The sequence below is a fragment of the Streptomyces sp. NPDC005761 genome (assembly GCF_040630635.1).
Taxonomy (GTDB): Bacteria; Actinomycetota; Actinomycetes; order Streptomycetales; family Streptomycetaceae; genus Streptomyces.
On the sequence record NZ_JBEXXX010000003.1, the window covers coordinates 133,802 to 158,972 of the forward strand.

At 70.6% G+C, this 25,171-nt stretch carries 26 protein-coding genes and 1 tRNA gene; 17 read left to right on the plus strand and 10 right to left on the minus strand.

Annotated elements, in window-relative coordinates; all coding sequences use genetic code 11:
• Nucleotides 1-17: 17 nt before the first annotated feature.
• Nucleotides 18-1,016, minus strand: coding sequence for an EamA family transporter RarD (gene rarD / locus ABZ434_RS04485; protein ID WP_359132028.1), 999 nt, complete (start codon nt 1,014-1,016; stop codon nt 18-20).
• Nucleotides 1,017-1,184: 168 nt separating this feature from the next.
• Complete coding sequence (locus ABZ434_RS04490) at nt 1,185-2,045, minus strand: SDR family oxidoreductase (RefSeq protein WP_359132030.1); 861 nt, start codon at nt 2,043-2,045, stop codon at nt 1,185-1,187.
• Nucleotides 2,046-2,236: 191 nt separating this feature from the next.
• Between ABZ434_RS04490 and ABZ434_RS04495 the strand changes: the two genes are divergently transcribed.
• Nucleotides 2,237-2,584 (plus strand): helix-turn-helix domain-containing protein, encoded by a 348-nt coding sequence (locus ABZ434_RS04495; protein ID WP_359132222.1) that lies wholly within the window; start codon nt 2,237-2,239, stop codon nt 2,582-2,584.
• 81 nt (nt 2,585-2,665) lie between these two features.
• Here ABZ434_RS04495 and ABZ434_RS04500 read toward each other — a convergent pair whose 3' ends face one another.
• The 5 genes from ABZ434_RS04500 to ABZ434_RS04520 form a co-directional block, all read right to left on the minus strand.
• Nucleotides 2,666-3,724 carry a 2-oxoacid:ferredoxin oxidoreductase subunit beta gene (locus ABZ434_RS04500; protein WP_359132031.1) on the minus strand — a complete coding sequence of 353 codons (1,059 nt, stop codon included), beginning with the start codon at nt 3,722-3,724 and terminating at the stop codon, nt 2,666-2,668.
• Nucleotides 3,717-5,672, minus strand: coding sequence for a 2-oxoacid:acceptor oxidoreductase subunit alpha (locus ABZ434_RS04505; protein WP_359132032.1), 1,956 nt, complete (start codon nt 5,670-5,672; stop codon nt 3,717-3,719). Before ABZ434_RS04505 ends, ABZ434_RS04500 begins: the two co-directional genes overlap by 8 nt.
• A gap of 284 nt (nt 5,673-5,956) precedes the next feature.
• Nucleotides 5,957-6,616, minus strand: a complete 660-nt coding sequence (locus tag ABZ434_RS04510; RefSeq protein WP_359132224.1) for a response regulator transcription factor — start codon at nt 6,614-6,616, stop codon at nt 5,957-5,959.
• A 214-nt stretch (nt 6,617-6,830) separates the two neighbouring features.
• Nucleotides 6,831-8,186 carry a sensor histidine kinase gene (locus ABZ434_RS04515; RefSeq protein WP_359132033.1) on the minus strand — a complete coding sequence of 452 codons (1,356 nt, stop codon included), beginning with the start codon at nt 8,184-8,186 and terminating at the stop codon, nt 6,831-6,833.
• A 176-nt stretch (nt 8,187-8,362) separates the two neighbouring features.
• A complete protein-coding gene (locus tag ABZ434_RS04520; RefSeq protein WP_359132035.1) occupies nt 8,363-9,565 on the minus strand; it encodes a sensor domain-containing protein in 1,203 nt (400 codons plus the stop codon).
• A 225-nt stretch (nt 9,566-9,790) separates the two neighbouring features.
• On the opposite strand from ABZ434_RS04520, the gene ABZ434_RS04525 reads away from it, so the two are divergent.
• The 14 genes from ABZ434_RS04525 (at nt 9,791) to ABZ434_RS04590 (ending at nt 22,355) form a co-directional block, all read left to right on the plus strand.
• Nucleotides 9,791-10,219 carry an NADH-quinone oxidoreductase subunit A gene (locus ABZ434_RS04525; protein WP_359132226.1) on the plus strand — a complete coding sequence of 143 codons (429 nt, stop codon included), beginning with the start codon at nt 9,791-9,793 and terminating at the stop codon, nt 10,217-10,219.
• The gene (locus tag ABZ434_RS04530) at nt 10,210-10,902 is read left to right on the plus strand and encodes an NADH-quinone oxidoreductase subunit B family protein (protein WP_359132037.1); all 693 of its coding nucleotides are present in this window, start codon (nt 10,210-10,212) and stop codon (nt 10,900-10,902) included. Before ABZ434_RS04525 ends, ABZ434_RS04530 begins: the two co-directional genes overlap by 10 nt.
• Nucleotides 10,899-12,164 carry an NADH-quinone oxidoreductase subunit C gene (locus ABZ434_RS04535; protein ID WP_359132038.1) on the plus strand — a complete coding sequence of 422 codons (1,266 nt, stop codon included), beginning with the start codon at nt 10,899-10,901 and terminating at the stop codon, nt 12,162-12,164. Before ABZ434_RS04530 ends, ABZ434_RS04535 begins: the two co-directional genes overlap by 4 nt.
• Nucleotides 12,161-13,129, plus strand: a complete 969-nt coding sequence (locus ABZ434_RS04540; RefSeq protein ID WP_359132039.1) for a complex I subunit 1 family protein — start codon at nt 12,161-12,163, stop codon at nt 13,127-13,129. Before ABZ434_RS04535 ends, ABZ434_RS04540 begins: the two co-directional genes overlap by 4 nt.
• Nucleotides 13,129-13,704, plus strand: coding sequence for an NADH-quinone oxidoreductase subunit I (locus ABZ434_RS04545; RefSeq protein WP_359132041.1), 576 nt, complete (start codon nt 13,129-13,131; stop codon nt 13,702-13,704). The genes ABZ434_RS04540 and ABZ434_RS04545 overlap by 1 nt, the downstream gene beginning before the upstream one ends.
• On the plus strand, nt 13,701-14,378 hold the full coding sequence (locus tag ABZ434_RS04550) for an NADH-quinone oxidoreductase subunit J (RefSeq protein WP_359132042.1): 678 nt from the start codon (nt 13,701-13,703) through the stop codon (nt 14,376-14,378). The genes ABZ434_RS04545 and ABZ434_RS04550 overlap by 4 nt, the downstream gene beginning before the upstream one ends.
• On the plus strand, nt 14,378-14,788 hold the full coding sequence (gene nuoK / locus ABZ434_RS04555; RefSeq protein WP_359132043.1) for an NADH-quinone oxidoreductase subunit NuoK: 411 nt from the start codon (nt 14,378-14,380) through the stop codon (nt 14,786-14,788). The genes ABZ434_RS04550 and nuoK overlap by 1 nt, the downstream gene beginning before the upstream one ends.
• Complete coding sequence (locus ABZ434_RS04560; protein ID WP_359132045.1) at nt 14,785-16,785, plus strand: NADH-quinone oxidoreductase subunit L; 2,001 nt, start codon at nt 14,785-14,787, stop codon at nt 16,783-16,785. Before nuoK ends, ABZ434_RS04560 begins: the two co-directional genes overlap by 4 nt.
• A gap of 27 nt (nt 16,786-16,812) precedes the next feature.
• Entirely contained in the window at nt 16,813-18,387 is a 1,575-nt protein-coding gene (locus ABZ434_RS04565) for an NADH-quinone oxidoreductase subunit M (RefSeq protein ID WP_359132229.1), read from the plus strand.
• A gap of 38 nt (nt 18,388-18,425) precedes the next feature.
• Complete coding sequence (locus tag ABZ434_RS04570) at nt 18,426-19,943, plus strand: NADH-quinone oxidoreductase subunit N (protein WP_359132231.1); 1,518 nt, start codon at nt 18,426-18,428, stop codon at nt 19,941-19,943.
• Nucleotides 19,944-20,057: 114 nt separating this feature from the next.
• The gene (gene mscL / locus ABZ434_RS04575) at nt 20,058-20,522 is read left to right on the plus strand and encodes a large conductance mechanosensitive channel protein MscL (RefSeq protein WP_359132046.1); all 465 of its coding nucleotides are present in this window, start codon (nt 20,058-20,060) and stop codon (nt 20,520-20,522) included.
• Between the two features lie 194 nt (nt 20,523-20,716).
• Nucleotides 20,717-21,580, plus strand: coding sequence for a zinc metalloprotease HtpX (htpX, locus tag ABZ434_RS04580; RefSeq protein ID WP_359132047.1), 864 nt, complete (start codon nt 20,717-20,719; stop codon nt 21,578-21,580).
• Complete coding sequence (locus ABZ434_RS04585) at nt 21,577-21,969, plus strand: YccF domain-containing protein (RefSeq protein ID WP_359132048.1); 393 nt, start codon at nt 21,577-21,579, stop codon at nt 21,967-21,969. Before htpX ends, ABZ434_RS04585 begins: the two co-directional genes overlap by 4 nt.
• 110 nt (nt 21,970-22,079) lie before the next feature.
• Nucleotides 22,080-22,355, plus strand: a complete 276-nt coding sequence (locus ABZ434_RS04590; protein WP_148020198.1) for a GlsB/YeaQ/YmgE family stress response membrane protein — start codon at nt 22,080-22,082, stop codon at nt 22,353-22,355.
• Between the two features lie 2 nt (nt 22,356-22,357).
• Here ABZ434_RS04590 and ABZ434_RS04595 read toward each other — a convergent pair whose 3' ends face one another.
• From ABZ434_RS04595 to ABZ434_RS04605, 3 genes are all read right to left on the minus strand, one after another.
• The gene (locus ABZ434_RS04595; RefSeq protein ID WP_359132049.1) at nt 22,358-23,029 is read right to left on the minus strand and encodes an alpha-ketoglutarate-dependent dioxygenase AlkB; all 672 of its coding nucleotides are present in this window, start codon (nt 23,027-23,029) and stop codon (nt 22,358-22,360) included.
• Nucleotides 23,029-23,535, minus strand: coding sequence for a methylated-DNA--[protein]-cysteine S-methyltransferase (locus ABZ434_RS04600; protein ID WP_359132050.1), 507 nt, complete (start codon nt 23,533-23,535; stop codon nt 23,029-23,031). Before ABZ434_RS04600 ends, ABZ434_RS04595 begins: the two co-directional genes overlap by 1 nt.
• Nucleotides 23,536-23,685: 150 nt before the next feature.
• Nucleotides 23,686-24,174, minus strand: a complete 489-nt coding sequence (locus ABZ434_RS04605) for a YajQ family cyclic di-GMP-binding protein (protein ID WP_352123418.1) — start codon at nt 24,172-24,174, stop codon at nt 23,686-23,688.
• Nucleotides 24,175-24,389: 215 nt separating this feature from the next.
• Between ABZ434_RS04605 and ABZ434_RS04610 the strand changes: the two genes are divergently transcribed.
• Together ABZ434_RS04610 and ABZ434_RS04615 are read left to right on the plus strand one after the other, a co-directional pair.
• Nucleotides 24,390-24,471, plus strand: a tRNA-Tyr gene (locus ABZ434_RS04610).
• Between the two features lie 75 nt (nt 24,472-24,546).
• Nucleotides 24,547-24,996 (plus strand): DUF523 domain-containing protein, encoded by a 450-nt coding sequence (locus tag ABZ434_RS04615; protein ID WP_359132051.1) that lies wholly within the window; start codon nt 24,547-24,549, stop codon nt 24,994-24,996.
• Nucleotides 24,997-25,171: the final 175 nt, after the last annotated feature.

Sequence of the window (25,171 nt, forward strand, 5' to 3'; positions counted from 1 at the left end):
CCGAGTTAAAAAAGCAACTAGGTAACGGTGTGGGTGGTGGTGGCGGTCTCCGTCACCACCGGTACGGCCTCCGCCGTCACCGGGTCCCCCTGCCTGGCCGCGGCCAGTCGCGCGGCCTGCACCCGCATCCGCGTGCGCCGTGACGCCCGCAGCGCATCCCAGGTCAGCAGGGCGAGGGCCAGCCAGACCAGCGCGAAGCCGGCCCACCGCTCCGGGGGCATCGCCTCGTGGAAGTACACGATTCCGAGGAGGAACTGGAAGACCGGCGCAAGGTACTGCAGCAGGCCGAGCGTGGAGAGCGGTACGCGGATCGCGGCCGCCCCGAACAGGACCAGCGGGACGGCGGTCACCAGGCCGGTCGCCGCGAGCAGCGCCGCGTGGCCGGGGCCCTCGGAGGTGAAGGTCGAGTCTCCCTGTGCGCCCAGCCACACCAGGTAGCCCAGCGCGGGCACGAACAGCACCGCCGTCTCGGCCGTGAGCGACTCCAGGCCGCCCATGCCGACCTTCTTCTTCACCAGGCCGTACGTCGCGAAGGAGAAGGCCAGGACCAGCGAGATCCACGGCGGCTGCCCGTAACCGATCGCCAGCACGAGCACCGCCGCGAGGCCCGTGCCGACCGCGACCCACTGCGCGGGGCGCAGTCGTTCGCCGAGGAGCAGGACACCCATGGCGATGGTCACCAGCGGATTGATGAAGTAGCCGAGGGAGGCCTCGACGACGTGCCCGTGGTTGACGGACCAGATGTACAGGCCCCAGTTGACGGTGATCACGGCCGCGGCGACGGTGATCAGGCCCAGCTTCTTCGGCTGCCTGACCAGTTCGCCGATCCAGGCCCAGCGACGCAGGGCGAGCAGGGCGATGCCGACGACGCCGAGGGACCAGACCATGCGGTGGGCGAGGATCTCGACCGCGCCGGACGGCTTCAGCAGGGGCCAGAAGAGCGGGACGATCCCCCACAGCCCGTACGCCGTCACGCCGGACAGGAGCCCGGCCCGCTGTTCGTTCTTTCCCTTCACGGGCCCCTCCTGGCAGGTGTCCGTCGACGGCTTCGTCAACCTGACGAAGGTAGCGCCGACGCGGCCCGGTGTCATTGCCGTATCGCCAGACGGTCATGACACCGGGCTCCGGGCCCCGTGGCGTGCTCTGTGCACGAGTGCCTGCGAGGGCGTGTCGCGCCCGAGCCGCTACCGGGCTGCGACCGCCGCGGCGACGGTCTCGGCGAGCGGAGTCGTCGGCCGGCCGATCAGTCGGGCCAGGTCGCCGCTGGTGCCGGCCAGCAGCCCGCGCCGGATGCCCTCGTCCACGTCGGTGAGGATCGCCGCGAAGGACTCGGGGACACCGGCGCCGACCAGGATGTCCTGGTGGGCGGCGGCCGGGACGTCCTTGTAGACGATCTCCTTGCCGGAGGCCTCGGTGATCTCGGCGGCGTACTCCGCGAGCGACCAGGCGACGTCCCCGCTCAGCTCGTAGGCCTTGCCGATGTGGCCCTCGCCGGTCAGGACGGCGGCGGCCGCGGCGGCGTAGTCGGCGCGGGTGGCCGAGGCCACCCGGCCCTCGCCCGCGTTGGCCACGACGGCTCCGTGCGCCAGGACGGGGGCCAGGTTCGCGGTGTAGTTCTCGGTGTACCAGCCGTTGCGCAGGAAGGTGTACGGCAGGCCGGAGTCGAGGATCAGCTGCTCGGTCACCTTGTGCTCGTGGGCCAGCCGGAAGTCCGCTGCGGGGCCGCCCAGGACGCCGGTGTACGCGAGCTGGGCCACGCCCGCCGCCTTCGCCGCGTCGATGACCGCGGCGTGCTGCGCGACGCGGCTGCCGACCTCGCTGCCGGAGATGAGCAGCACCCGGTCGCCGGCCCGGAAAGCCTCGGTCAGCGTCTCGGGGTGGTTGTAGTCGGCGATCCGGAGCTCGACGCCGCGGGTGGCGAGGTCGGCGGCCTTCTCCTTGTCGCGGACGACGGCGGCGATCCCGTCGGCGGGGACGGTGGTCAGCAGCTGCTCGACGACGAGGCGGCCGAGCTCTCCGGTGGCTCCGGTGACGACGATGCTCATGGGGTGTTTCTCCTCTTCAGGTGCTCATGTTCCTGTTCATGCGTTCTGACGCTCACCTTAAGGGCGGCACTAACCAAACGAAAGTACCCACTTTGAAGTAAGGTACTGGTATGAGCGTAAGTAACGTGGAGCGACGGCCTGAGGTGCTTTCCCAGGGGCGGCCGGCCGGGCGGCCCGACGTGCGGGAGCCGATGTGCCCCTCCCGGCTGGTCCTCGAACACGTCACCAGCCGCTGGGGCGTCCTGGTGCTCGCCGCCCTGCTGGAGCGCCCGTACCGCTTCAGCGAACTGCGCCGCGAGGTCGGCGGAGTCAGCGAGAAGATGCTCGCGCAGACGCTCCGGACCCTGGAGCGGGACGGCTTCGTCGACCGGGACGCCAAGCCGGTGATCCCGCCGCGGGTGGACTACACCCTCACCGGCCTGGGCCGCGAAGCCGCCGAGCAGGTGTGGGCCCTGGCCCGCTGGTCGGAGCGGAGCCTGGACGCGGTGGACGCCTCGCGCACCGCGTACGACGCGCGCAAGGAGGGCCGTACCGCCTGATCGGGCTCGTCCGGGGGCGCCCACGGCGAAGCGCCGGCCTCCCCGTGACGGGAAGGGCCGGCGCTTCGGGCCGAGCGGGTTCTAACCGGCGACCGTCCAGTGGTCGTTGCCCGCGAGGAGTGCGCCGAGGTCACCCTTGCCGTGCTGCTCGACGGCCGTGTCCAGCTGGTCGGCCATGAGGGTGTCGTAGACCGGCCGTTCGACATCGCGCAGGACCCCGATCGGGGTGTGGTGCAGGGTGTCCGGATCGGCCAGCCTGCTGAGCGCGAAGGCGGTGGTCGGCGATGCGGCGTGCGCGTCGTGGACGAGGATCTGCGAACGGTTCTCCTCGGTGACGGCGACCACCTTCAGATCACCCGTCAGCGAGTCCCGTACGACACCCTTGGAGTCGTCCGTGCCGAAGAGGACCGGCTGCCCGTGCTCCAGCCGGATGACCGCCTCCTGGGCCTGGTCCTTGTCCTTCAGGACCTCGAACGCGCCGTCGTTGAAGATGTTGCAGTTCTGGTAGATCTCCACCAGCGCCGTACCGGGGTGGTCGGCCGCCGCGCGCAGCACGCTCGTGAGGTGTTTGCGGTCGGAGTCGACGGTGCGGGCGACGAACGAGGCCTCCGCACCGATCGCCAGTGACACCGGGTTGAAGGGCGCGTCGAGCGAACCCATCGGCGTCGACTTGGTGATCTTGCCGACCTCGGATGTGGGGGAGTACTGCCCCTTGGTGAGCCCGTAGATCCGGTTGTTGAACAGCAGGATCTTCAGGTTCACGTTGCGGCGCAGCGCATGGATGAGGTGGTTGCCGCCGATGGACAGCGCGTCGCCGTCCCCCGTGACCACCCAGACGCTCAGGTCCCGCCGGGACGAGGCGAGTCCGGTGGCGATCGCCGGGGCGCGGCCGTGGATCGAGTGCATCCCGTAGGTGTTCATGTAGTACGGGAAGCGGGAGGAGCAGCCGATGCCGGAGACGAAGACGATGTTCTCCTTCGCCAGTCCCAGCTCGGGCATGAAGCCCTGCACCGCGGCAAGGACCGCGTAGTCACCGCAACCGGGGCACCAGCGCACTTCCTGGTCGGACTTGAAGTCCTTCATGGACTGCTTGGCCTCGGTCTTCGGCACCAGCTGGAGCAGTTCGTTGGTCTCAGGCATCGATGGCCTCCTGGAGGGCCGTCGCAAGCTGCTCGGCCTTGAACGGCATGCCGTTGACCTGGTTGTAACTGTGCGCGTCCACCAGGTACTTGGCCCGGATGAGCGTGGCCAGCTGCCCGAGGTTCATCTCGGGGACGACCACCTTGTCGTAACGCTTCAGCACCTCGCCGAGATTCCGCGGGAACGGGTTGAGGTGGCGCAGATGGGCCTGCGCGATGGGGTGCCCTGCGGCGCGCAGCCGCCGGACGGCGGCGGTGATGGGGCCGTACGTCGATCCCCAGCCGAGCACCAGCGTCTTCGCCCCTGCCGGGTCGTCGACCTCCAGGTCCGGGACCTCGATGCCGTCCACCTTGGCCTGGCGGGTGCGGACCATGAAGTCGTGGTTGGCGGGGTCGTACGAGATGTTGCCGGTGCCGTCCTGCTTCTCGATGCCGCCGATGCGGTGTTCGAGACCGGGTGTACCCGGGACGGCCCAGGGGCGGGCCAGCGTCCGAGGGTCGCGCTTGTAGGGCCAGAAGACCTCGGTGCCGTCGGCCAGCTCGTGGTTCGGGCCCTGGGTGAACTGGACGCGCAGGTCGGGGAGTTCGTCGACCTCCGGGATGCGCCACGGCTCGGAGCCGTTGGCCAGGTAGCCGTCGGAGAGCAGGAAGACCGGGGTGCGGTAGGCCAGGGCGATCCGGGCGGCGTCGAGCGCCGCGTCGAAGCAGTCCGCCGGGGTCTTCGGGGCCACGATCGGCACCGGGGCCTCGCCGTTGCGCCCGTACATCGCCTGGAGCAGGTCGGCCTGCTCGGTCTTGGTCGGCAGCCCGGTGGAGGGCCCGCCGCGCTGGATGTCGACGATGAGCAGCGGAAGTTCGAGGGATACGGCGAGCCCGATCGTCTCGGACTTGAGCGCCACGCCAGGCCCCGACGTGGTCGTGACCGCGAGGCTGCCGCCGAAGGCCGCGCCGAGCGCGGCGCCGATCCCGGCGATCTCGTCCTCGGCCTGGAAGGTGCGCACGCCGAAGTTCTTGTGCCGGGACAGTTCGTGCAGGATGTCCGAGGCCGGGGTGATCGGGTACGAGCCCAGGTACAGCGGCAGATCCGCCTGCCGGCCCGCGGCGATCAGGCCGTAGGACAGGGCCAGGTTCCCCGAGATGTTGCGGTACGTGCCGGCGGGGAAGGCCTGCGAGGCGGGGGCCACCTCGTAGCTGACCGCGAAGTCCTCCGTGGTCTCCCCGAAGTTCCAGCCGGCCCGGAACGCCGCCACGTTCGCCTCGGCGATCTGCGGATTCTTGGCGAACTTGGTCCGCAGGAACTTCTCCGTGTTCTCGGTGGGCCGGTGGTACATCCACGACAACAGGCCCAGCGCGAACATGTTCTTGGAGCGCTCGGCCTCCTTGCGGGAGAGCCCGAACTCCTTCAGCGCCTCGATGGTGAGCGTGGTCAGCGGTACCGGATGGACGTGGTACGCCTCCAGCGAGCCGTCCTCCAGCGGGCTGGTCGCGTAACCCACCTTCGCCATCGGCCGCTTGGTGAACTCATCGGTGTTGACGATGATCTCGGCGCCGCGCGGCACATCGGCGATATTGGCCTTGAGCGCGGCCGGGTTCATCGCCACCAGGACGTTCGGGGCGTCGCCGGGGGTCAGGATGTCGTGGTCGGCGAAGTGGAGCTGGAACGAGGACACGCCCGGCAGGGTTCCTGCGGGGGCGCGGATCTCGGCGGGGAAGTTCGGCAGCGTGGAGAGGTCGTTCCCGAAGGACGCGGTCTCCGAGGTGAAACGGTCACCCGTGAGCTGCATACCGTCTCCGGAGTCACCCGCGAAGCGGATGATCACCCGGTCCAGGCGGCGGATCTCTTTCTCGCCGGGGCCTGCTGTTGCGGACTGGGGGGCACGCTGTCCCCCTACGAGTGCCTCACTGGCCTCATCGGCCTGTTCGGCTGGGCTACTGACCTGGCTGGTCACTTACTGGACCTCCCTCGGCGCGGCGGCTCGGAACCATCCGGCCCGCCGGCGGTCCCCAGCCCCACCCTACGTCTGTAAGGGTCGCCTTCCTCTGGCCGATCACATGGTGGACGGCGTTTTGAGACGCTTCTCGGCGCTGTTCCGTCATGATTCATCAGCCACTCGGTTCCTTGTCGGACCTTTGGTTGAGTCAGCGTGGAGCGAGTCGCCGGTTGCCTGGTCGGGGCGGTGCAAGGAGTGCCTCTAAAGATATCTGACAGGATGTCAGATTACGTGGTGCGGCATCAGGAATTCAGATAGGTCAGCACGGCCAGCACCCGCCGGTGGTCCCCGACGCTGGGGGACAGTCCCAGCTTCAGGAAGATGTTGCTGACGTGCTTCTCCACCGCGCCGTCGCTCACGACGAGCTGCTTGGCCACCGCCGAGTTCGTCCGCCCCTCGGCCATCAGGCCGAGCACCTCGCGCTCGCGCGGCGTCAGGCCGGCCAGCACGTCCTGCTTACGGCTCCGGCCCAGCAGCTGCGCCACGACCTCGGGGTCCAGCGCCGTACCGCCCTGAGCCACCCGGACCACCGCGTCGACGAATTCGCGGACCTCGGCGACCCGGTCCTTCAGCAGATACCCCACTCCACGGCTGGACCCTGCCAGCAGTTCGGTGGCGTACTGCTCCTCGACGTACTGCGAAAGCACCAGCACGCCGATCCCCGGATACTCCTTGCGCAGCCGCACCGCCGCCCGCACACCCTCGTCGGTGTGCGTCGGCGGCATCCGCACATCGGCGACCACCACGTCGGGCAGTGCGTCCTGCCCCGCGAGGTCGCCCACCGTCTTGATCAGCGCCTCCGCGTCACCGACGCCCGCGACGACGTCATGCCCGAGATCGGTCAGCAGCCGGGTGAGTCCTTCCCGGAGCAGTACCGAATCCTCGGCGATGACTACGCGCACCCTGTCCTCCACCACGACGCTGAATCCCCCACTGTCCGCTTGTTCGCTGTCCCGCCCGTACGCCGTCCAGCATCCCAGTATCGGCAGTGACGTCGCGAACCTTTGCAGGGTTGCCTCGTGCCGGGCCGGCCCGGCAGGCCGGGACACCGGATCGCCGGGCGGCCCTTGGTGCGGGCGCCCGGCGAACGGTACGGAATACGGGATGCGGGTGAGATCAGCCGCGCCAGGGCAGCTCGGCGGTGACCTTCGTCGGCCCGCCCGCAGGGGACTCGACGACGAGGACTCCGTCCACCGCGTCCAGCCGCTCCGTCAGACCGGCCAGACCGCTGCCCGACGTCAGGTCGGCCCCGCCGCGCCCGTTGTCGGTGACCTGGAGCATGAGCCGGTCCGCGGACCGCCATACGTCGACGGAGGCGCGGGTGGCGCGGGCGTGCTTGCTGACGTTCTGCAGCAGTTCGGACACGGTGAAGTAGGCGATGCCCTCGATGGCCTGAGCGGGGCGGGACGTCAGGTCGACCTCGACGGTGACGGGGACGGTGCAGCGGGAGGCGATGGCGGAGAGTGCGGCGTCGAGTCCGCGGTCGGTGAGGACGGCGGGGTGGATGCCGCGGGCCAGGTCGCGGAGCTCCTGGAGGGCGACCTTCACCTCTCCGTGGGCCTCGTCGACCATCCTGGCCGCGGCCTCCGGGTCGTCGGTCAGCTTCTCCTTGGCCAGTCCCAGATCCATGGCGAGGGCGACGAGGCGGGCCTGGGCGCCGTCGTGCAGGTCCCGTTCGATGCGGCGGAGGTCGGCGGCGGCCGTGTCCACGACGACACCGCGGTCCGACTCCAGCTCCGTGACACGCGTCGCCAGCCGCGACGGGCCCAGCAGCCCGGTCACCATCAGCCGGTCCACCGCGGCCAGACCACGGATGACCCACGCCGTTCCCAGGACGACGGCCAGCCCGGCGGCACTGGTCAGAGCGAGTTCGACGGGCGAGTCGAGGTAGACGCTGTGCGTGCCGTCGCCGTACAGCTGAATCCCGTCGATCCCCGCGTATGCGGGGAAGGCCCAGGCGTACAAGGGGTACGTCAGGGCAGCCCAGCCCCACGCCCACAGGGACAGCGAGACGCAGAAGGCGAAGACCGCCCACGGGAAGTGCAGCAGCGAGTAGAGCAGGTGCCGCCAGGACACCCCGCTCCTCAGGACCGCCCCCACCCAGGACATCACACCGCCGGTCCGGCCCCGTACCGGCGCGGGGTCGGCCACGTCGAGCTTCAGCAGCCCCCGCGCCCTGGCCCGCTCCAGCATGCCGAAGCCGCGGCACGCGGCCAGTCCGGCGGCCAGAAGGGGGACCCCCAGGAAGGTGACGAGCAGCCCGGCGCTCAGCGAGGTCATGGTGACGGCGAAGCAGAACAGCACGGTGCTGATCGGAAAGCTCAGCATGAGGTAGGCGAACTCGCGCCAGGTCCTGGCCTCGAAGGGGGCTCGCAGCGCGGCCGGCAGGACGCGCCCCGTCGCGAGGTGGCCCCCCGGACCGTTACCCGGCCGCTGGGGGTCCCGTGTGTCCGGTCCGTATGCCGTGGCCATGGGGTTCCGTCCGTTTCTCTGCGTCTGCTTCTGCTGCTTCATCTGCGGCTGCGGGGCCGCAACCGCGTGCCGTACGTCTGCTTCAAGAGTGCGGGGCCGCACGCCCCCGCACCATGAGGGCGGTCTCCCTCTTCGGCCGGGGGTTTTCCCCACCCCGGACCGTCACCCGGCAGGAGTCAGGCCGTACGGGGGCCGACCGCGCTCTTCTCGCTCTCCCGGTCGCGCCAGGGCAGCTCGGCGGTGACGGTCGTCGGACCGCCGGCCGGGGAGTCGAGCACGAACAGCCCGTCCACGGCGCCCAGCCGCTCGGCGAGGCCCGACATCCCCGTACCGCCGTCCATCGAGGCACCGCCGCGCCCGTTGTCGGTGACCTGGAGCATGAGCCGGTCCGCGGACCGCCATACGTCGACGGAGGCGCGGGTGGCGCGGGCGTGCTTGCTGACGTTCTGCAGCAGTTCGGACACGGTGAAGTAGGCGATGCCCTCGATGGCCTGCGCCGGCCTCCCCGGCAGCTCCACCCCCACCGTGACGGGGACGGTGCAGCGGGAGGCGATCGCGGAGAGCGCGGCGTCGAGTCCGCGGTCGGTGAGGACGGCGGGGTGGATGCCGCGGGCCAGGTCGCGGAGCTCCTGGAGGGCGACCTTCACCTCTCCATGGGCCTCGTCGACCATCCTGGCCGCGGCCTCCGGGTCGTCGGTGAGCTTCTCCTTGGCCAGACCGAGACCCATGGCGAGGGCGACGAGGCGGGCCTGGGCGCCGTCGTGCAGGTCCCGTTCGATGCGGCGGAGGTCGGCGGCGGCCGTGTCCACGACGACACCGCGGTCCGACTCCAGCTCCGCGATCCGGCGTTCCAGCTCGTCGGAGGGGGAGAGCAGACCGCGCACCATTCCGCGGTCGGCGTTCGTCAGCAGCCGCGCGGTATAGGGGAGCACCGGCCACAGGACGAAGAGGCTCACCAGCGTCACGACGAACGTGACCACGCCCCACGGCAGCCGTATGAACGAGTACAGCACCGAGCGCCAGCCGACCGGGTCCTTCAGGCTCGACCACAGCCAGGCGAAGAACCCCTTGTCCCGGCGGACCCGGGCCATCGGGCTCGGCTCCTCGATCCGCAGCCCGAGCAGCCCCCGGGCCCGGCCCCGCTCGGCCCGCCCCAGCAGCCGGGCGCCCTGGAGCCCCATCGCCAGCAGCGGCAGGCCGACCACCGTGACCGCAAGCCCCACGCCGATGGAGACCATGAGCACGGTGTAGACGAAACCGGCGATCGCCATCGGGAGATTGGCCAGGAGATGCGCGATCTCCTTCCACGTCCACGGGTCGAAGGCGAAGCGGACAGGAGGCGGCCCGTCGTGGTCGGGTACCTGGGGGCTCATGGTCATGCGACCAGCCTGCCGGGCCCGGCCCCCGGACGCCATGGGGCTCGTGGGTGGGGGCGAAGTAGGGATATCCCTACCAGTTGCCCGACGCAACTGCTTACCGTCCCTTTACAGGGCCTAGACTCCCGTGCGTACAGATCGTCGGACAGGTTCTGAGGGAGCGAGGGGGCGGACGTGACGGACGTGGCGGGCCTGCCGGATGTGACGGAGCTGCCCGACGTGACGGTCCTGCGAGACGTGACGGACCTGGCCTACGCGACGGAACTGCCGCGATCGACCGTGCTCGCGTCGGACTACTTCCACAGCTACTCGGTGGTCGGACTGCTCGCGGTGATCGGTGTGCTGTTCGTCGCCGTCGCCTTCGGAGCCGGCCGGCTGCTGCGCCCGGTGGTGCCGACACCGGAGAAGCTCCTCACGTACGAATGCGGCGTGGACCCCGTGGGGGAGGGCTGGGCACACACCCAGGTCCGCTACTACGTCTACGCCTTCCTGTACGTGATCTTCGCCGTCGACTCGATCTTCCTGTTCCCCTGGGCAACCGTCTTCGCCGCGCCCGGATACGGCGCGACGACGCTGGTGGAAATGTTCATCTTCCTCGGTTTCCTGGCCGTGGGACTGCTCTACGCATGGAAGAAGGGCGTCCTCGAATGGACGTGACGAGCCCGCCGTCCTCCGAGTCGGGCGCCGAATCCGGCCCCGTACCCACGTTCCTCCCGGAACCGAAGCGGCTGGGCGTGCTGTCCCGGCTGGCGCCCGAGCCGATGAAGGTGGTCCTCAACTGGGGCCGTCGCTACAGCCTCTGGGTCTTCAACTTCGGACTCGCCTGCTGCGCCATCGAGTTCATCGCAGCCTCCATGGCGCGCCACGACTTCATCCGGCTCGGCGTGATCCCCTTCGCCCCGGGCCCCCGGCAGGCCGACCTCATGATCGTCTCCGGCACGGTGACGGACAAGATGGCGCCCGCGGTGAAGCGGCTGTACGAGCAGATGCCCGAGCCCAAGTACGTCATCTCCTTCGGCGCCTGCTCCAACTGCGGCGGCCCGTACTGGGACTCCTACTCCGTGACGAAGGGCGTCGACCAGATCATCCCGGTCGACGTCTACGTGCCCGGCTGCCCGCCGCGGCCGGAGGCCCTGCTCCAGGGCATTCTCAAGCTCCAGGAGAAGATCGCGCGCGAGTCGCTGGGCGAGCGCTACGCGACGGGCGGCGACAGCCGCCCCTCCACGGCCGCGCTCCGCAGCGGCCTCGTCGCCGCACCCCCGACGCCGGGTTCGCAGGAGTCGCCTGGTTCGCAGGACTTGCCGGATTCGCAGGACTCGCCGGGGGAGGAGGCGAAGTGACCGCCTCCGAGAGCACCGAGACCTACGACCGGCTGCCGGACGCCGTCACCGAGATCTTCGGCGAAGGCGCCACGGCTGAGCAGGCCTACGAGCTGCTGACCGTGGACGTGCCGCCCACGTCCTGGATCGCCGCCCTCGAAACGGCGCGCGACCGGCTCGGCTGCACCTACTTCGACTGGCTGAGCGCGGTGGACGAACCAGGCACCGGCTTCCGGGTCTGCGCCCATGTCGCCGCGCTGCCGGCCGCGGGCGGCAGCGTCCGCCGGCTGCTGGTCCGTACGACGGTTCCGCACGAGGCGGCCGTCCTGCCCACCGCGATCGACGTGTACGCAGGCGCCGCCTGGCACGAGCGCGAGACCCACGAGATGTTCGGGATCGGCTTCGACGGCCACCCGCACCTGGTCCCGCTGCTGCTGCCCGAGGGCTTCGAGGGCCACCCCCTGCGCAAGGACTTCGTCCTGGCGGCCCGCGTGGCGAAGGCCTGGCCGGGAGCCAAGGAGCCGGGCGAGTCGGAGCACGGCGGCCCGAAGCGCCGCACGATGCTGCCGCCCGGCGTCCCCGACCCGAACGAATGGGGCCCCCTGAAGGGCCAGCTCCCACCGGCGCCCGCGCGCCCGGCACGTGCGGCCCGCCCCGCGGCCGACCGCCCGGCCCGCCGCACCCGCACCGCAAGCGACGCCACGCCCACCACCCCGGCTACGGACCCGGCGCCCCCGCGCGACGCCACGCCCCCCACCCCGGCCCCGGCGCCCGCGCGCCGTACCCGCAGCGCATCGCAGGGCTCGGCGAGCCAGAACGCCCCGGGGACGGGCCCGGACGCGACCCCGGAGGCATCGGCCACGACTGCGCCCGCGCCCGCGACCCCGGAGGCATCGGCCACGACTGCGCCCGCGCCCGCGGACGCGCCGTGGCACGACGCCCGACCGGCGTTCGATGAGCCCTCCGGCGAGTCCGGCGAGTCCGGTGAGTCCGTTGATCCCCGCGGGTCCGGCGAGTCCGGTGATTCCCAGCCCCTCCGGCGATTGAGGAGCGGGGGCCCGGGGGCGGAGCCCCCGGTTCGGGAAGGGGCGGGCAGGGGAGAAGCCCCGCGCAGCGGCACCCCCGACGCCCCGCGCGGCCGCACCCCCGAGGAATCGGGCGACGGCACCCCCGCGGAATCGCACACCGGCACCCCCGACCGCGAACCCCCCACCGAGCAGCCCCTCAAGGACCCTGAGGGCCAAGAACCCCCCAACACCCCGGCCGGAGGCGACCCCGAGTGAACGACGTACTGGACGTCGCCCTCCGCCTCGTCATTGTCTTCGCGGTGTTCATGGTCGTCCCCCTCATCGTGGGGCAGGCCGAACACAAGGTGATGGCCCACATGCAGGGCCGCCTCGGCCCCATGTACGCCGGTGGCTTCCACGGCTGGGCCCAGCTCGTCGCGGACGGCGTGAAGTTCGCGCAGAAGGAGGACATCGTCCCGGCCGAGGCCGACCGCCGGGTCTTCCAGCTCGCGCCCGCCGTCGCGCTGCTGCCGTATCTCCTCGTCATCGTCGCGATCCCGATCGGGCCCGGTGAGGGCGCGGTCGGCCAGGTCGTCGACGCGGGCATCTTCTTCGTGCTCGCCGTGATGGGCATCGGCGTGCTCGGCTCGCTCATGGCGGGCTGGGCGTCCGCCAACAAGTTCTCCCTGCTCGGCGGCCTCCGTACGGCCGCGCAACTGCTCGCGTACGAGCTGCCGATGCTGCTCGCCGCCGCGTCCGTGGCGATGGCGGCAGGTACCGTCTCGCTCCCCGGCATCCTCGATGCCTTCGAGTGGTGGTGGCTGCCCTGGCAGATCGTCGGAGCACTGGTCTTCTTCGTGGCCGGGCTCGCCGAACTGCAGCGCCCGCCCTTCGACATGCCGGTCGCCGACTCGGAGATCATCTTCGGTGCCTACACCGAGTACACCGGCCTCCGCTTCGCGCTCTTCCTGCTCGCCGAGTACGCGGGCATCGTCGTCCTGTGCGGACTGACGACCGTCCTCTTCCTCGGCGGCTGGCACGGCCCGCTGGGCGCCGACGGACTCGGCTGGGTCTGGACACTCCTGAAGACCGGCATCCTCGCCTTCGTCGTCATCTGGCTGCGGGTGAGCTATCCGCGGCTGCGCGAGGACCAGCTCCAGAAGCTCGCCTGGACCATCCTCATCCCGCTCGCCCTGGCGCAGATCGCGCTCACCGGCATCGTGAAGGTGGCGATCAACTAGTGCCTCCGATCCCCGGCTCAGGTCTGGCCAAGGGCCTCGCCGTCACCCTGCGGACGATGACGAAGAAGACCGTCACCGCCCAGTACCCGGACACCCAGCCCGAACTCCCGCCCCGCTCCCGGGGCGTCATCGCGCTGTTCGAGGAGAACTGCACGGTCTGCATGCTCTGCGCACGTGAGTGCCCCGACTGGTGCATCTACATCGACTCCCACAAGGAGACGATGCCCGCCGCGGCCCCGGGCGGGCGCGAGCGCAGCCGCAACGTGCTGGACCGGTTCGCGATCGACTTCTCGCTCTGCATGTACTGCGGCATCTGCATCGAGGTGTGCCCGTTCGACGCGCTGTTCTGGTCGCCGGAGTTCGAGTACGCGGAGACGGACATCCTCGAACTCACCCATGAGCGCGACAAACTGCGCGACTGGATGTGGACGGTTCCGGAGCCGCCGGCCCTCGACCCGGCCGCCGAGGAGCCGAAGGAGATCGCCGCCGCCCGCAAGACGGCGGAGAAGCTCCGCACCCAGCGCGAACAGGAAGCGGCAGAGCGCGGAGCCACTGAGGAGGGACAGGAGCGATGATCGTCACCGAAGCCGCCCCCGCTCTCACCGCTGCCGCGAGCCACCCCGGCTTCCTCTCCCCGACCGGGGTCGAGATCGCCTTCGTCCTCGTCGGCATCGCCACCCTCGGCGCGGCCCTCGTCACCGTCACGACCAGGCAGCTGGTGCACGCCGCCCTCTGGCTGATCGTGGCGCTCGGCGGTCTCGCCGTCGAGTACCTCCTGCTCACCGCGGAGTTCATCGCCTGGGTACAGGTACTGATCTACGTCGGTTCCGTCGTCGTGCTCCTCCTGTTCGGTCTGATGCTCACCAGGGCCCCCATCGGCCGCTCCCCGGACGCCGATTCGGAGAACCGCTGGGCCGCCCTCGCGGTGGCCGTCGCCGCGGCCGGCACCCTCGTCTGGGTCGTCGTCGACGCCTTCCGGACCACCTGGATCGACCTGGACGGCCCGGCCCAGGGCTCCACCGAGGCCACCGGCTCCTTCCTCTTCCGGCACTGGGTGCTGCCCTTCGAAGCCCTCTCCGTCCTGTTGCTCGCCGCCCTCGTCGGCGCGATCGTCCTGTCCCGCAAGGGCCGCGAGACCACGAGCAGCGAGAGCAGGAGCCCAGGAACCAAGACCCGCACGGATGAGAGCCGAGCGGGCAAGAGCCGCGCGGCCGACCGAGCAGGCACGAGCCGGGAGGACCGGAGCTGATGCACCTCGCCTATCCCGCCGTGCTCGCCGCCCTCCTCTTCTGCACCGGGCTGTACGGCGTACTCGCACGCCGCAACGCGATCCTCGTCCTCATGTCCGTCGAGCTGATGCTCAACGCCGTCAACCTCAACCTGGTCGCCTTCGACGTCTGGCTCCGCGACGCCCTGCATGCCGGCCAGGCCCTCACCCTGTTCACCATCGCCATCGCGGCGGCGGAGATCGGCATCGGCCTGGCGATCGTCCTCGCCGTCCACCGCAACCGCGGCAGCTCCGACATCGACCGCCTCCGCGACACCGCCGAGACCGACGACGCCGAAGAACTCCCGGACGACGAGAGTGACGCCGACGCCCCCGAAGACCAGGCCACTGCTTCGGCAGGGAAGGCAAAGAAGGCTGAGGCCACCGCGTGACCACCACGACCCTCGCCGTCCTCGTCCCCCTTCTCCCGTTCCTGGGTGCGGGGGCCGGCCTCCTCCTCGGCCGCAGCGCACCGGGCTTCGTCCGGCCGCTCGCCGTGCTGCCCGCCCTCGCCACCCTCGTCATCGCGGCCGTCGTCGCAGCACGCCAGGGCGGCGGGCGGGCCATCGACGCCGCGACCCAGCTCACCCCCACCGGCTCGGTGCCGATCGATCTCGCGTTGCACCTCGACGGCTTCGCCGTCCTCGTCGCCGTCCTCGTCGCCCTCGTCGCGAGCTGCGTGCAGATCTACTCGACCGCCTATCTGCGCGACGATCCCCGCTACCCCTCGTACGCGGCCCTGGTCTCCCTCTTCACCTCCGCGATGCTGCTCGTCGTCTACTCCGGCGACCTGATGGTGCTCCTGGTCGGCTGGGAGATCATGGGTATCTGCTCGTACTTCCTGGTCGGCCACTACTGGGAGACGCCCGAGGCCCGCGCCGCCTCCCTCAAGGCCTTCCTGGTCACCAAACTCGGCGACGTCCCCTTCCTCATCGGCCTGTTCGCCCTCGCCGCCGACACCGGCACCTTCCGCATCACCGGCATCCTGGGTGCCGTCGCCCACGGCGGCCTCGATCACCCCACCCTGATCGCCCTGCTCCTCCTCGCCGGTGTCGCGGGCAAGTCCGCGCAGTTCCCGCTGCACACCTGGCTGCCCGATGCCATGGCCGGCCCCACCCCCGTCTCCGCGCTGATCCACGCGGCGACGATGGTGGCCGCCGGTATCTACTTCGTGGCCCGGCTCCTTCCCGTCTTCGCCGAATCGGGCGCCGCACTCGTCGTCCTCGCCGTGATGGCCGCCGTCACGATGATCGGCTCCGGACTCGCCGCCCTCGCGCAGGACGACATCAAGCGCGTCCTCGCCTACTCGACCATCGGTCAGCTCGGCTACATGTCCGGCGCCCTGGCCGTCGGTGACCGCGGGGCCGCCGTCTTCCACCTCATCTCGCACGGCGCCTTCAAAGCGGTCCTCTTCCTCGCCGCGGGCGTCGTCATCCACGCCGCCGGTACCAACTCACTGGCCGCCATGTCCCGCATGGGAGGCCTGGCCAAGCGCATCCCCGACGCCTACTGGACGATGACGGTCGCCCTCCTCGCGCTGGCCGCCATCCCGCCGTTCGCCGGCTTCTTCTCCAAGGAAGCCGTCCTCGTCGCCGCCGAGCACACCGCCCTCGGTGACCGGCACGTCGCCCCGGCCGCCGCCGGCTGGACCGTCCTCGTCGCCGGCCTCCTGGCCGCCGTGCTCACCGCCGCGTACGCCACCCGCCTCTGGCTCCTCACCTTCCGCGGCCGCGGCGCCGAGGCCCCCGACCACGGCAGGCAGCCTGTCGCCATGACCTCGGTCCTGTGGGTACTGGCCATCCCCACCATGGCCTTCGGCCTGACCGTCGGCGTGATCACCGACTGGTTCGACGGCCACAGCCTCACCCCGTCACTGACCACCGCCGTCCTGTCCACCGGGGTCGGCCTCGTCGGCGGACTCGTCACCTACGGGGCCTGGCGCCACACCACGGCACTCGCCGCCCGCACCCCCATGGGTGCGGTCGTCGCCCACCCCGACGCGGAACCGGCCCTCGTCGAGATCGAAGCCATGGAGAGCCGCATCGCCGCCTACGGCGACGTCGGTGACGCCCCGGACCCGGCCGACCCCGGCCGCCTGCTGCTCGGCCCGCTCCACCGCCACGCCGCCACCGGCTTCCACCTGGACGCCCTGTACGCGGCCCTGTTCGTCCGCCCCGTCCAGGCCGCGGCGAGTCTCGTCCGCTTCCTGGACCGGGAGGTCGTCGAGACCTACGTACGCGGCTCCGCCACCGGCGCACGCTGGCTGGGCACCGCAGTCCGCCGGGCGCAGACCGGCAACGTGCAGACCTACCTCAGTGCGCTGCTCGCCGGTTCGCTGGTCCTGGCGGTCGCCGCCGTCGTCTTCGCCAACGTCAATGCCGGGTCGTGAGCCGTGATCGATATCAGCGCATCCGTGATGCAGTTCCTTCTGGCGTTCGTCGTCGTCGCCCCGCTCGTCGGAGCCGTGGCCGCTCTGCTCCCGGCACCGCCCGGGCTGAAGGGCAGCAACCCCGACCAGGCCGTGCTCCGCCACGGCGTCACCGTCACCGGCGTGATCCTCGTCGCGGCGATCGTGCTGGCCGCCGGCTTCGACCACGACCACCCGTCGAAGATGCAGGCCACCACCGACATCAGCTGGATCCCGGCGCTCGACGTCCGCATCCATCTCGGCATCGACGGCATCTCGCTCCCCCTTCTCGTACTGACCGCGCTCCTGACCTTCCTCTGCGCGCTCTACAGCTACTTCAAGCTGCAACATGAGCGGCTGACGCCGCGGGCCGCGGGCCCCTCCCCGAAGGCCTTCGTCGCGCTGATCCTCGTCCTCGAGTCCGGCACCCTCGCGACGTTCGCCGTCCTCGATCTGCTGCTGTTCTTCCTGGCGTTCGAGATGGTGCTCATCCCGATGTACTTCCTCGTCGCCCGCTGGGGCGGTGCGCAGAAGCAGGCGGCCGCCTGGAAGTTCATCCTCTACACACTGCTCGGTTCGGTCGTCATGCTGCTGGGCCTACTCCTCATCGGGCTGAAGAGCGGCACCTTCGACATGGTGGCACTCGCCACTGACAACGGCCGCGGCCTCACCTCGTCCGTGCAGGTCATTGCCGTTCTGGCGATCGGCATCGGTCTCGCGGTGAAGACTCCGATGTGGCCCCTCCACAGCTGGCTCCCCGACGCGCACACCGCCGCCCCGACCGTCGGCTCCGTCCTCCTCGCCGGCGTCATGCTGAAGATGGGCACGTACGGATTCGTCCGGATCCTGCTCCCGATCGCCCCCGACGGCATGCGCACGTTCGCGCCCTACCTCGCGGCGTTCGCCGTCGTCGGCATCATCTACGGATCGCTCGCCTGCCTGGCCCTCGCCCGGCCCGGCGCCAAGGGCGACCTGAAGCGGCTCATCGCGTACTCCTCGGTGGGCCACATGGGCTTCGTCCTCCTCGGCATCGCGAGCATGACCCCCACCGGCGTCAACGGCGCGCTCTTCGCCAACATCGCCCACGGCCTCATCACCGGCCTGCTGTTCTTCCTGGTCGGCGCGGTCAAGGACCGGTACGGCACCGCCGACCTCGACACCCTCGCGGGAGCCACCGGCGCCGCGCTCTACGGCCGGGCGCCCCGCCTCGGCGGCCTCCTCGCGTTCGCCGCGGTCGCCTCCCTCGGCCTTCCCGGACTCGCCGGCTTCTGGGGCGAGATGCTCGCGCTGTTCGGCGCCTTCGACCCCGCCGAGGGCCTGAACCGCGCCGCCTTCCTGACCTTCATGTCCATCGCAGCGTTCGGCACCCTGCTCACCGCCGCGTACCTCCTCGTCGTGGTCCGCCGCGTCTGCATGGGTGCCAAACACGAGGAACCGCACCCGATCGCCGACGTCCAGAGTTACGAGTTCGCCGCCTGGACCCCCCTCGCGGCCCTCACCGTCCTCGCCGGCCTGTGGCCCGCCGTCCTCCTCGGCCTCACCGACCCGGCCGTGCAGAAGCTCCTCGCAGGAGGCAAGTCGTGATCGTGGCAGCCGAAAGCGCCGCCGGCGCAACAAGCCTCGTGCATGAAGCGGCCGAGAGCGGCACCGGACTCGTCCAGTCCGTCGACTGGCTCGCGATCGCGCCCCCGGTCACCGTCGCGGCCGTCGCCCTCGTCGTCCTGGTCGCCGACCTCTTCGTCCCCGCGGCCCGCAAGCCCCTCCTCGGCTACGGGGCCGTCGCCGGACTCGTGGCCGCCCTCGCCCTTCTCATCCCGCTGCACGACGGTGACCGCTCCACCTTCTGCCTCACCACCGGCACCCGCGCCTGCAGCTACACCGCCGACCACTTCACCCTGGTCATCCAGGGCCTCGTCCTCGGCGGCGCCCTGCTCACCGCACTGCTCTCCATCGGCGACACCCGCAAGCTGCCCGCCGGTGAGTTCTGGTTCCTGCTCCTGTCCTCCGCCGCGGGCGCCGCCCTCCTGCCCGCCGCCCGCGACCTGGCCACCCTCGTCGTCGCCCTCGAAGTCGCCTCGCTGCCCGCCTTCGCCCTCGTAGGCATCAAGCGCGGCGACCGGCGCTCCTCCGAGGCCGCACTGAAGTTCTTCCTCTCCTCCGTCGTCGCGACCGCCGTGATGCTCCTCGGCGTCAGCTTCGTGTACGCGGCTACCGGCACCCTCCACCTCACGGAGATCGCCGCCCGCCTCGACGACGTCCCCGGTCAGCTCTCCACCCTCGCCCAGGCAGGCGTCGCCCTCACCCTCGTCGGCTTCGCCTTCAAGACGGCCGCCGCGCCCTTCCACTTCTGGGTCCCCGACACCTACGTGGGCGCCCCCCTGCCGATCGCCGCCTACCTCTCGGTGGTCGGCAAGGCGGTCGGCTTCTCAGGCCTCATCCTCGTCACCGTCGTCGCCTTCCCGTCGTACGCCGACGTCTGGGGCGCCGCCCTCGCCGTCCTCGCCGCGCTGACCATGACCGTCGGCAACGTCGCCGCACTGCGCCAGGGCGCCACCCGCGCCCGCAGCGCCGTACGTCTGCTGGCCTGGTCGTCCGTGGCCCAGGCCGGCTACCTCCTGGTACCGATCGCCGCCGCCGCGTACGCCGGAGACCGCCAGATCGGCTCCACCGTCGCGTACGCGCTGATGTACGCCGTCGTGAACCTCGGCGCCTTCGCCGTCGCCGCGCTGGTCGCCCGAACCCGCCCGGGCAACCGCATCGCCGACTACCGCGGCCTGTACGCCACCCGCCCGCTCGCGGCACTCGCCATGGGCTTCTTCCTGCTCTGCCTGGCCGGACTGCCGCCGGGCATCATCGGCCTCTTCGCCAAGGTCACGGTCTTCTCCTCGGCCGTCGACGCCGGACTCGGCTGGCTCGCCGTCGTCATGGCGGTGAACGTCGTGATCGCGCTCTACTACTACCTTCAGTGGACCGCGGCCCTGTTCCGCAGCCCCGCCGAGGACGGTACGGAGCAGCCCGTCGCCCGCCACCGCACCCCGGCGCCGCTCACCGCCGCGATCATCCTCACCGCGGTCGCCGGCATCGCCCTGTCGGGCGCCCCGCAGACCGTCCTCAGGTTCGCCGACGTCAATCTGTTCTGACGCCCTCCGCCGACGACCGCAAGATCGGTTTGCCCCGGGCAGCCCGCACAGGGCAGGGTCATGCCCGCGCGCGGCGCATACAACCTGCACATCGCAACAGAGGAGCCAGAGGCAGTGCTGAACGGGTTCAAGGACTTCATCCTTCGCGGAAACGTGATCTCCATGGCGATCGGCCTCGCCGTCGGAGCTGCGTTCACCGCGGTCGTCACCGGGTTCAGCAACGCGTTCATCGTGCCGCTGATCGGCGTCATCACCCGCGGCACCGGCGACTTCAGCAAGGCCACCTTCAACGTCGACGGGGTGAAGTTCCCCTACGGCCTCTTCGTCAGCGCCGCCATCGCCTTCCTGATCACCGCCGCGGTCCTCTACTTCTGTGTCGTCGTGCCCATGGCCAAGGTCCAGGACCGCTTCACCACCAAGAAGGAGCAGGAGCAGGTCGACATCAAGGCCGCCCTGCGTGACTGCCCGCGCTGCTACACCTCGATCCCCGCCGTCGCCTCCCGCTGCGCCCACTGCACCAGCGAGGTCGAGCCCGACCCCGAGGCTCTCGCGCTCGCGAAACTGCCCGTCCAGCGCTGACCCGGCCGCACACCTCCACCCGTACGGCCTACGGCCCGCTCCGGCACGAACACCCGGAGCGGCCGGGCCCCGCGGCCGTGAGCACAAGGGAACTAGCTCTCCTCGCCTGGCGTTGACCAGTACGGGAGGCTCCACTGGGGAGTGGAGCACCACCAAGCAAGGGTTCCCCTGCTGCACCATTTGGAGGGCGTACCGTGCACCGCCGGCACAACGGGCTGAGAACCGCCGTACTCCTCGGGGGCCTGTCCGCACTCATCATCGTCATCGGCAGCTTCTTCGGACGTACGGGCCTGATCGTCGCGCTCCTCGTAGCCCTCGCCACCAACGCCTACGCGTACTGGAACAGCGACAAGCTGGCGCTGCGGGCCATGCGTGCCCGCCCGGTGAGCGAGTTCGAGGCGCCCCAGCTCTACCGCATGGTCCGTGAACTCTCCACCGCGGCCCGCCAGCCGATGCCACGCCTCTACATCTCCCCGACCCAGGCACCCAACGCCTTCGCGACCGGCCGAAACCCGCGCAACGCCGCGGTCTGCTGCACCGACGGCATCCTCCAGATCCTGGACGAACGGGAACTGCGCGGCGTCCTCGGACACGAGCTCAGCCATGTCTACAACCGGGACATCCTGATCTCGTCCGTCGCCGGAGCACTCGCCTCCGTCGTCATGTTCCTGGTCAACTTCGCCTGGCTCATCCCGATCGGACGCTCCAACGACGACGAGGGCCCCGGCCTCCTCGGCATGCTGCTGATCATGATCCTGGGCCCGCTCGCCGCGTCCGTGATCCAATTGGCCGTCAGCCGCTCCCGGGAGTACGAGGCGGACGCCTCGGGCGCCCAGCTGACCGGCGACCCACTGGCCCTGGCCAGTGCCCTGCGGAAGCTGGACGCCGGCACCAAACAGCTTCCGCTGCCCCCCGAGCCCCGGATCGAGACCGCGAGCCACATGATGATCGCGAACCCGTTCCGCCCCGGGCAGGGCATGTCCAAGATGTTCTCGACCCACCCGCCGATGGCGGAGCGCATCGCCCGACTAGAGCAGATGGCAGGTCATCGCCCATGAAGACAATCCTGAATGTCATTTGGCTGATCCTGTGCGGCTTCTGGATGTTCCTCGGCTACCTGCTCGCGGGACTCCTGCTGTGCATCACGATCATCGGCATCCCGTTCGGCCTGGCGGCCTTCCGTATCGGCCTCTACGCCCTGTGGCCCTTCGGCCACCGCGTCGTCGACCGCAGGGACGCGGGCGCGCCCTCCTGCGTCGGCAACGTGCTCTGGCTGGTCCTCGCCGGCTGGTGGCTGGCGATCGGTCACATCACCACGGGCATCGCCCTGTGCATCACGATCATCGGCATCCCCCTGGGCATCGCGAACTTCAAGCTGATCCCGGTCTCGCTCATGCCCTTCGGCAAGGAGATCGTGAGCACCGACGACGAGTTCGCCGGCTGGTAGCCCATCCCTGCGACGGGCGGGGCCAGGCAGTTCACAGCCTGGCCCCGCAACCGCCCGACCGGCACGAACGTCTTGGATTCCAGGACCGAGTGACGGGTAGGTTGGCGCGCATGACCATCATTGGCTGGATCATTCTTGGACTTGTCGCGGGCGTCATCGCCAAGATCCTGCTCCCGGGCCGCGACCCCGGCGGCCTCGTGGGGACCACCCTCATCGGGATCGTGGGCGCCTTCCTCGGCGGCTGGATAGCGACGCGCTTCCTGGACCGCACGATCGACAACGAGGACTTCTTCGACCCGGCGACCTGGGTCTCCGCCATCGGCGGTTCCCTCGTCCTGCTGATCGGCTACCGGCTGCTGTTCGGCAACTCCCGCGAACGACGCTGACCTCAGCCGTCGCCCGGGCCGCCGAGCCCCGTCTCGCGCAGCGTCAGATTGAGCCGGCCACCAGTCATCCCCGTCCCGGGAACGGCGGTTCCCGGACGGATCCTCGGCACTCCGTGGAACGCGTGACGTGACGGCCCGCCGAAGACGAACAGATCCCCGGAGGCCAGCTCCACGTCCGTGTAGGGCCGCCCCCGGTTCTCCGTATTGCCGAAGCGGAAGACACAGGTGTCGCCGATGCTGAGCGACACGACGGGCGCACCGGACCGTTCCTCCTTGTCCTGGTGCATGCCCATCCGTGCGGCGTCGTCATAGAAGTTGATCAGCGCGGCTTCGGGCGCGTACGCCCGTACCGGACTCTCCGTCCCGTACGCCTCCGTGACCGCCGCCCGCCCCAGCTCCGCGAGCCACTCCGGGAACGGCGCGACCGGCGCACCGTTCACGTCGTCCGCCGTGCGGGTGTACCGGTACGGCTGCCAGTGCCACCCCAGGCACACGGTCCGCACGGACATCACCCCGCCGCCCGGCAGCGCCGTGTGCCGCAGCGGAACGGGCCCGCGCGCCCACTCACGGCACGCCGCCACCAACTCCCGCTGCTGCTCGGCCGACAGCCACTCCGGTACGTGTACGGCGCCCGGCGCGACCACGGCCCGCGGCCGCGGGAAGAGCCCCGTCATCAGCCTGCCGCCAGGGCGCCCTCAAGCCCCAGGAGCTGCTCCTTGCGCTCCAGGCCGCCCGCGTAGCCCCGCAGCGCCCCGTCCGCACCGATCACCCGGTGACACGGACGCACGACCAGCAGAGGATTGCGGCCGATCGCCGTCCCCACGGCCCTGACCCCCGCCCCCGGGGAGCCGACCCGCTCGGCGATCTGCCCGTACGACACCGTCTCCCCGTACGGAACACCGTCCAGCGCGGCCCACACCCGGCGCTGGAAATCCGTGCCCCGGCCGTCGGCGTACCGGAGGTCGAAGCGGGTCCGCCGTCCCTCGAAGTACTCCCGCAGCTGTGCCGCGACCCCCTCGAACACCGAGGGCTCGTGCCGCCAGCCGTCCATGACGACCGCCGCGCCCTTCTGGCCCGGCAGGGAGAGCGAGAGGAGCGCGACGTCCGCGGTCCCCGCGGCGCCCTCGCCGACCAGCAGCAGCTCACCCAGCGGGCTGTCGACCGTCGCGTACATGGTCATGACTCTTCCCTCTCCTCGTCCGTCGGCCCACCGGATCGCCGGCTGCCACGGACCAGTCTGCGTCGCCCCAACCGCCGTGACCGGCGGGATTTGGACATGCAGTCCGGGCCCGGAGCGGTACATCCCACCCCGTGCCCGGACCACCGCGTCCTACCGGTAGTTCGCGAACTGGACGTCGAAGTCGAAGTCCTGGCCCTTCAGCAGCGCCTGCACGGCCTGCAGGTCGTCCCGGCTCTTCGAGCTGACCCGCAGCTCGTCGCCCTGGACCTGGGCCTTGACGCCCTTGGGGCCCTCGTCACGAATGATCTTCGCGACCTTCTTGGCGTTCTCCTGGGAGATGCCTTCCTCGATCGTGCAGAACAGCTTGTACTCCTTGCCGGACAGCTGCGGCTCGCCCGCGTCCAGCGACTTCAGCGAGATGCCGCGCTTGATCAGCTTGGACTGGAAGATGTCGAGGATCGCCTTGACCCGCTCCTCGCCGTTCGCCTCCATCAGGATCTTCTCGCCGGACCACGAGATCGACGCCCCGGTGCCCTTGAAGTCGTAGCGCTGGGAGATCTCCTTCGCGGCCTGGTTGAGGGCGTTGTCGACCTCCTGCCGCTCGACCTTCGAGACGATGTCGAAACTGGAGTCGGCCATGACGTGTGGCTCCTTGTATCGGGGTACGGAAACGAATCGCTTACAGGGGCGGTCGCGGCACCCCGCGGGCACCACGCCGTCGACAAAGCCTAGCCACCCGAGCCCGTCCCGGCCGCTGGTCAATCCAGTGGCGTAGCACCCCTGGGCATCAGGTATCGTTTACGTCGTTGCCACAGAGCGCCGCCGCAAGGCGGGGTCCCACGGCGACATCCCTTGGCGGTGTGCCCGAGTGGCCAAAGGGAGCAGACTGTAAATCTGCCGGCTCAGCCTACCCAGGTTCGAACCCTGGCGCCGCCACATAGCAAGGCCCCCGTCCCTCGGACGGGGGCTTTCTCTGTTGTGCGACTCCGAGCCGTGACGAGGGGCGTGAACATGGAATCCGTACTGGTCAGCGCGTGTCTGCGCGGTGTGCCCTGCCGGTTCGACGGGCGTGGCAAGGCCTCGGCGGAAATGGTCACCGCCCTGGACGGGCGACGGCCCGTGGCCTTCTGCCCCGAGGTCGCCGCGGGACTGCCCACGCCCCGCCGCCCCGCCGAGATCGTGGGGGGCGACGGGCACGACGTGCTGGACGGCCTTGCCCGCGTCGTGGACGACACCGGACACGATGTGACCGAGGCGTTCGTGGACGGCGCCCGGCGGGCGCTGGAGGCCGCGCGGGGGGCGGGCTGCACCGAGGCGCTGCTCATGGCGCGCAGCCCCTCCTGCGGGCGCGGCACGGTTCATGACGGAACGTTCGCCGGTGAGCTGAGGGAGGGCGACGGGGTCACCGCGGCCCTGCTGGAGCGGCACGGCATCACCGTCCGTCCCACGAGCGACGGCTGACCCGGCCGCCACCCGGCGGGCCCCGGGTCGGTTCCCCGCGATGTCCGCGAGCGGCGGCTGACCGGGCCGCCACCCGGCGGCCCCGGGTCGGTTCCCCGCGATGTCCGCGAGCGGCGGCTGACCCGGCCGCCACCCGGCGGCCCCGGGTCGGTTCCCCGCGATGTCCGCGAGCGGC

What these genes read in the sequence shown, in the direction of transcription:
- ABZ434_RS04615 (WP_359132051.1), top strand. Translation starts at nt 24,547, where the DNA reads ATGGAATCCGTACTGGTCAGCGCGTGTCTGCGCGGTGTGCCCTGCCGG.
- ABZ434_RS04490 (WP_359132030.1), bottom strand. Translation starts at nt 2,045, where the DNA reads ATGAGCATCGTCGTCACCGGAGCCACCGGAGAGCTCGGCCGCCTCGTC.
- ABZ434_RS04495 (WP_359132222.1), top strand. Translation starts at nt 2,237, where the DNA reads ATGTGCCCCTCCCGGCTGGTCCTCGAACACGTCACCAGCCGCTGGGGC.
- ABZ434_RS04515 (WP_359132033.1), bottom strand. Translation starts at nt 8,186, where the DNA reads ATGGCCACGGCATACGGACCGGACACACGGGACCCCCAGCGGCCGGGT.
- ABZ434_RS04600 (WP_359132050.1), bottom strand. Translation starts at nt 23,535, where the DNA reads ATGACCATGTACGCGACGGTCGACAGCCCGCTGGGTGAGCTGCTGCTG.
- ABZ434_RS04530 (WP_359132037.1), top strand. Translation starts at nt 10,210, where the DNA reads ATGGACGTGACGAGCCCGCCGTCCTCCGAGTCGGGCGCCGAATCCGGC.
- nuoK (WP_359132043.1), top strand. Translation starts at nt 14,378, where the DNA reads ATGCACCTCGCCTATCCCGCCGTGCTCGCCGCCCTCCTCTTCTGCACC.
- ABZ434_RS04605 (WP_352123418.1), bottom strand. Translation starts at nt 24,174, where the DNA reads ATGGCCGACTCCAGTTTCGACATCGTCTCGAAGGTCGAGCGGCAGGAG.
- ABZ434_RS04590 (WP_148020198.1), top strand. Translation starts at nt 22,080, where the DNA reads ATGACCATCATTGGCTGGATCATTCTTGGACTTGTCGCGGGCGTCATC.
- ABZ434_RS04500 (WP_359132031.1), bottom strand. Translation starts at nt 3,724, where the DNA reads ATGCCTGAGACCAACGAACTGCTCCAGCTGGTGCCGAAGACCGAGGCC.
- ABZ434_RS04520 (WP_359132035.1), bottom strand. Translation starts at nt 9,565, where the DNA reads ATGACCATGAGCCCCCAGGTACCCGACCACGACGGGCCGCCTCCTGTC.
- ABZ434_RS04595 (WP_359132049.1), bottom strand. Translation starts at nt 23,029, where the DNA reads ATGACGGGGCTCTTCCCGCGGCCGCGGGCCGTGGTCGCGCCGGGCGCC.
- ABZ434_RS04550 (WP_359132042.1), top strand. Translation starts at nt 13,701, where the DNA reads ATGATCGTCACCGAAGCCGCCCCCGCTCTCACCGCTGCCGCGAGCCAC.
- ABZ434_RS04565 (WP_359132229.1), top strand. Translation starts at nt 16,813, where the DNA reads ATGCAGTTCCTTCTGGCGTTCGTCGTCGTCGCCCCGCTCGTCGGAGCC.
- ABZ434_RS04585 (WP_359132048.1), top strand. Translation starts at nt 21,577, where the DNA reads ATGAAGACAATCCTGAATGTCATTTGGCTGATCCTGTGCGGCTTCTGG.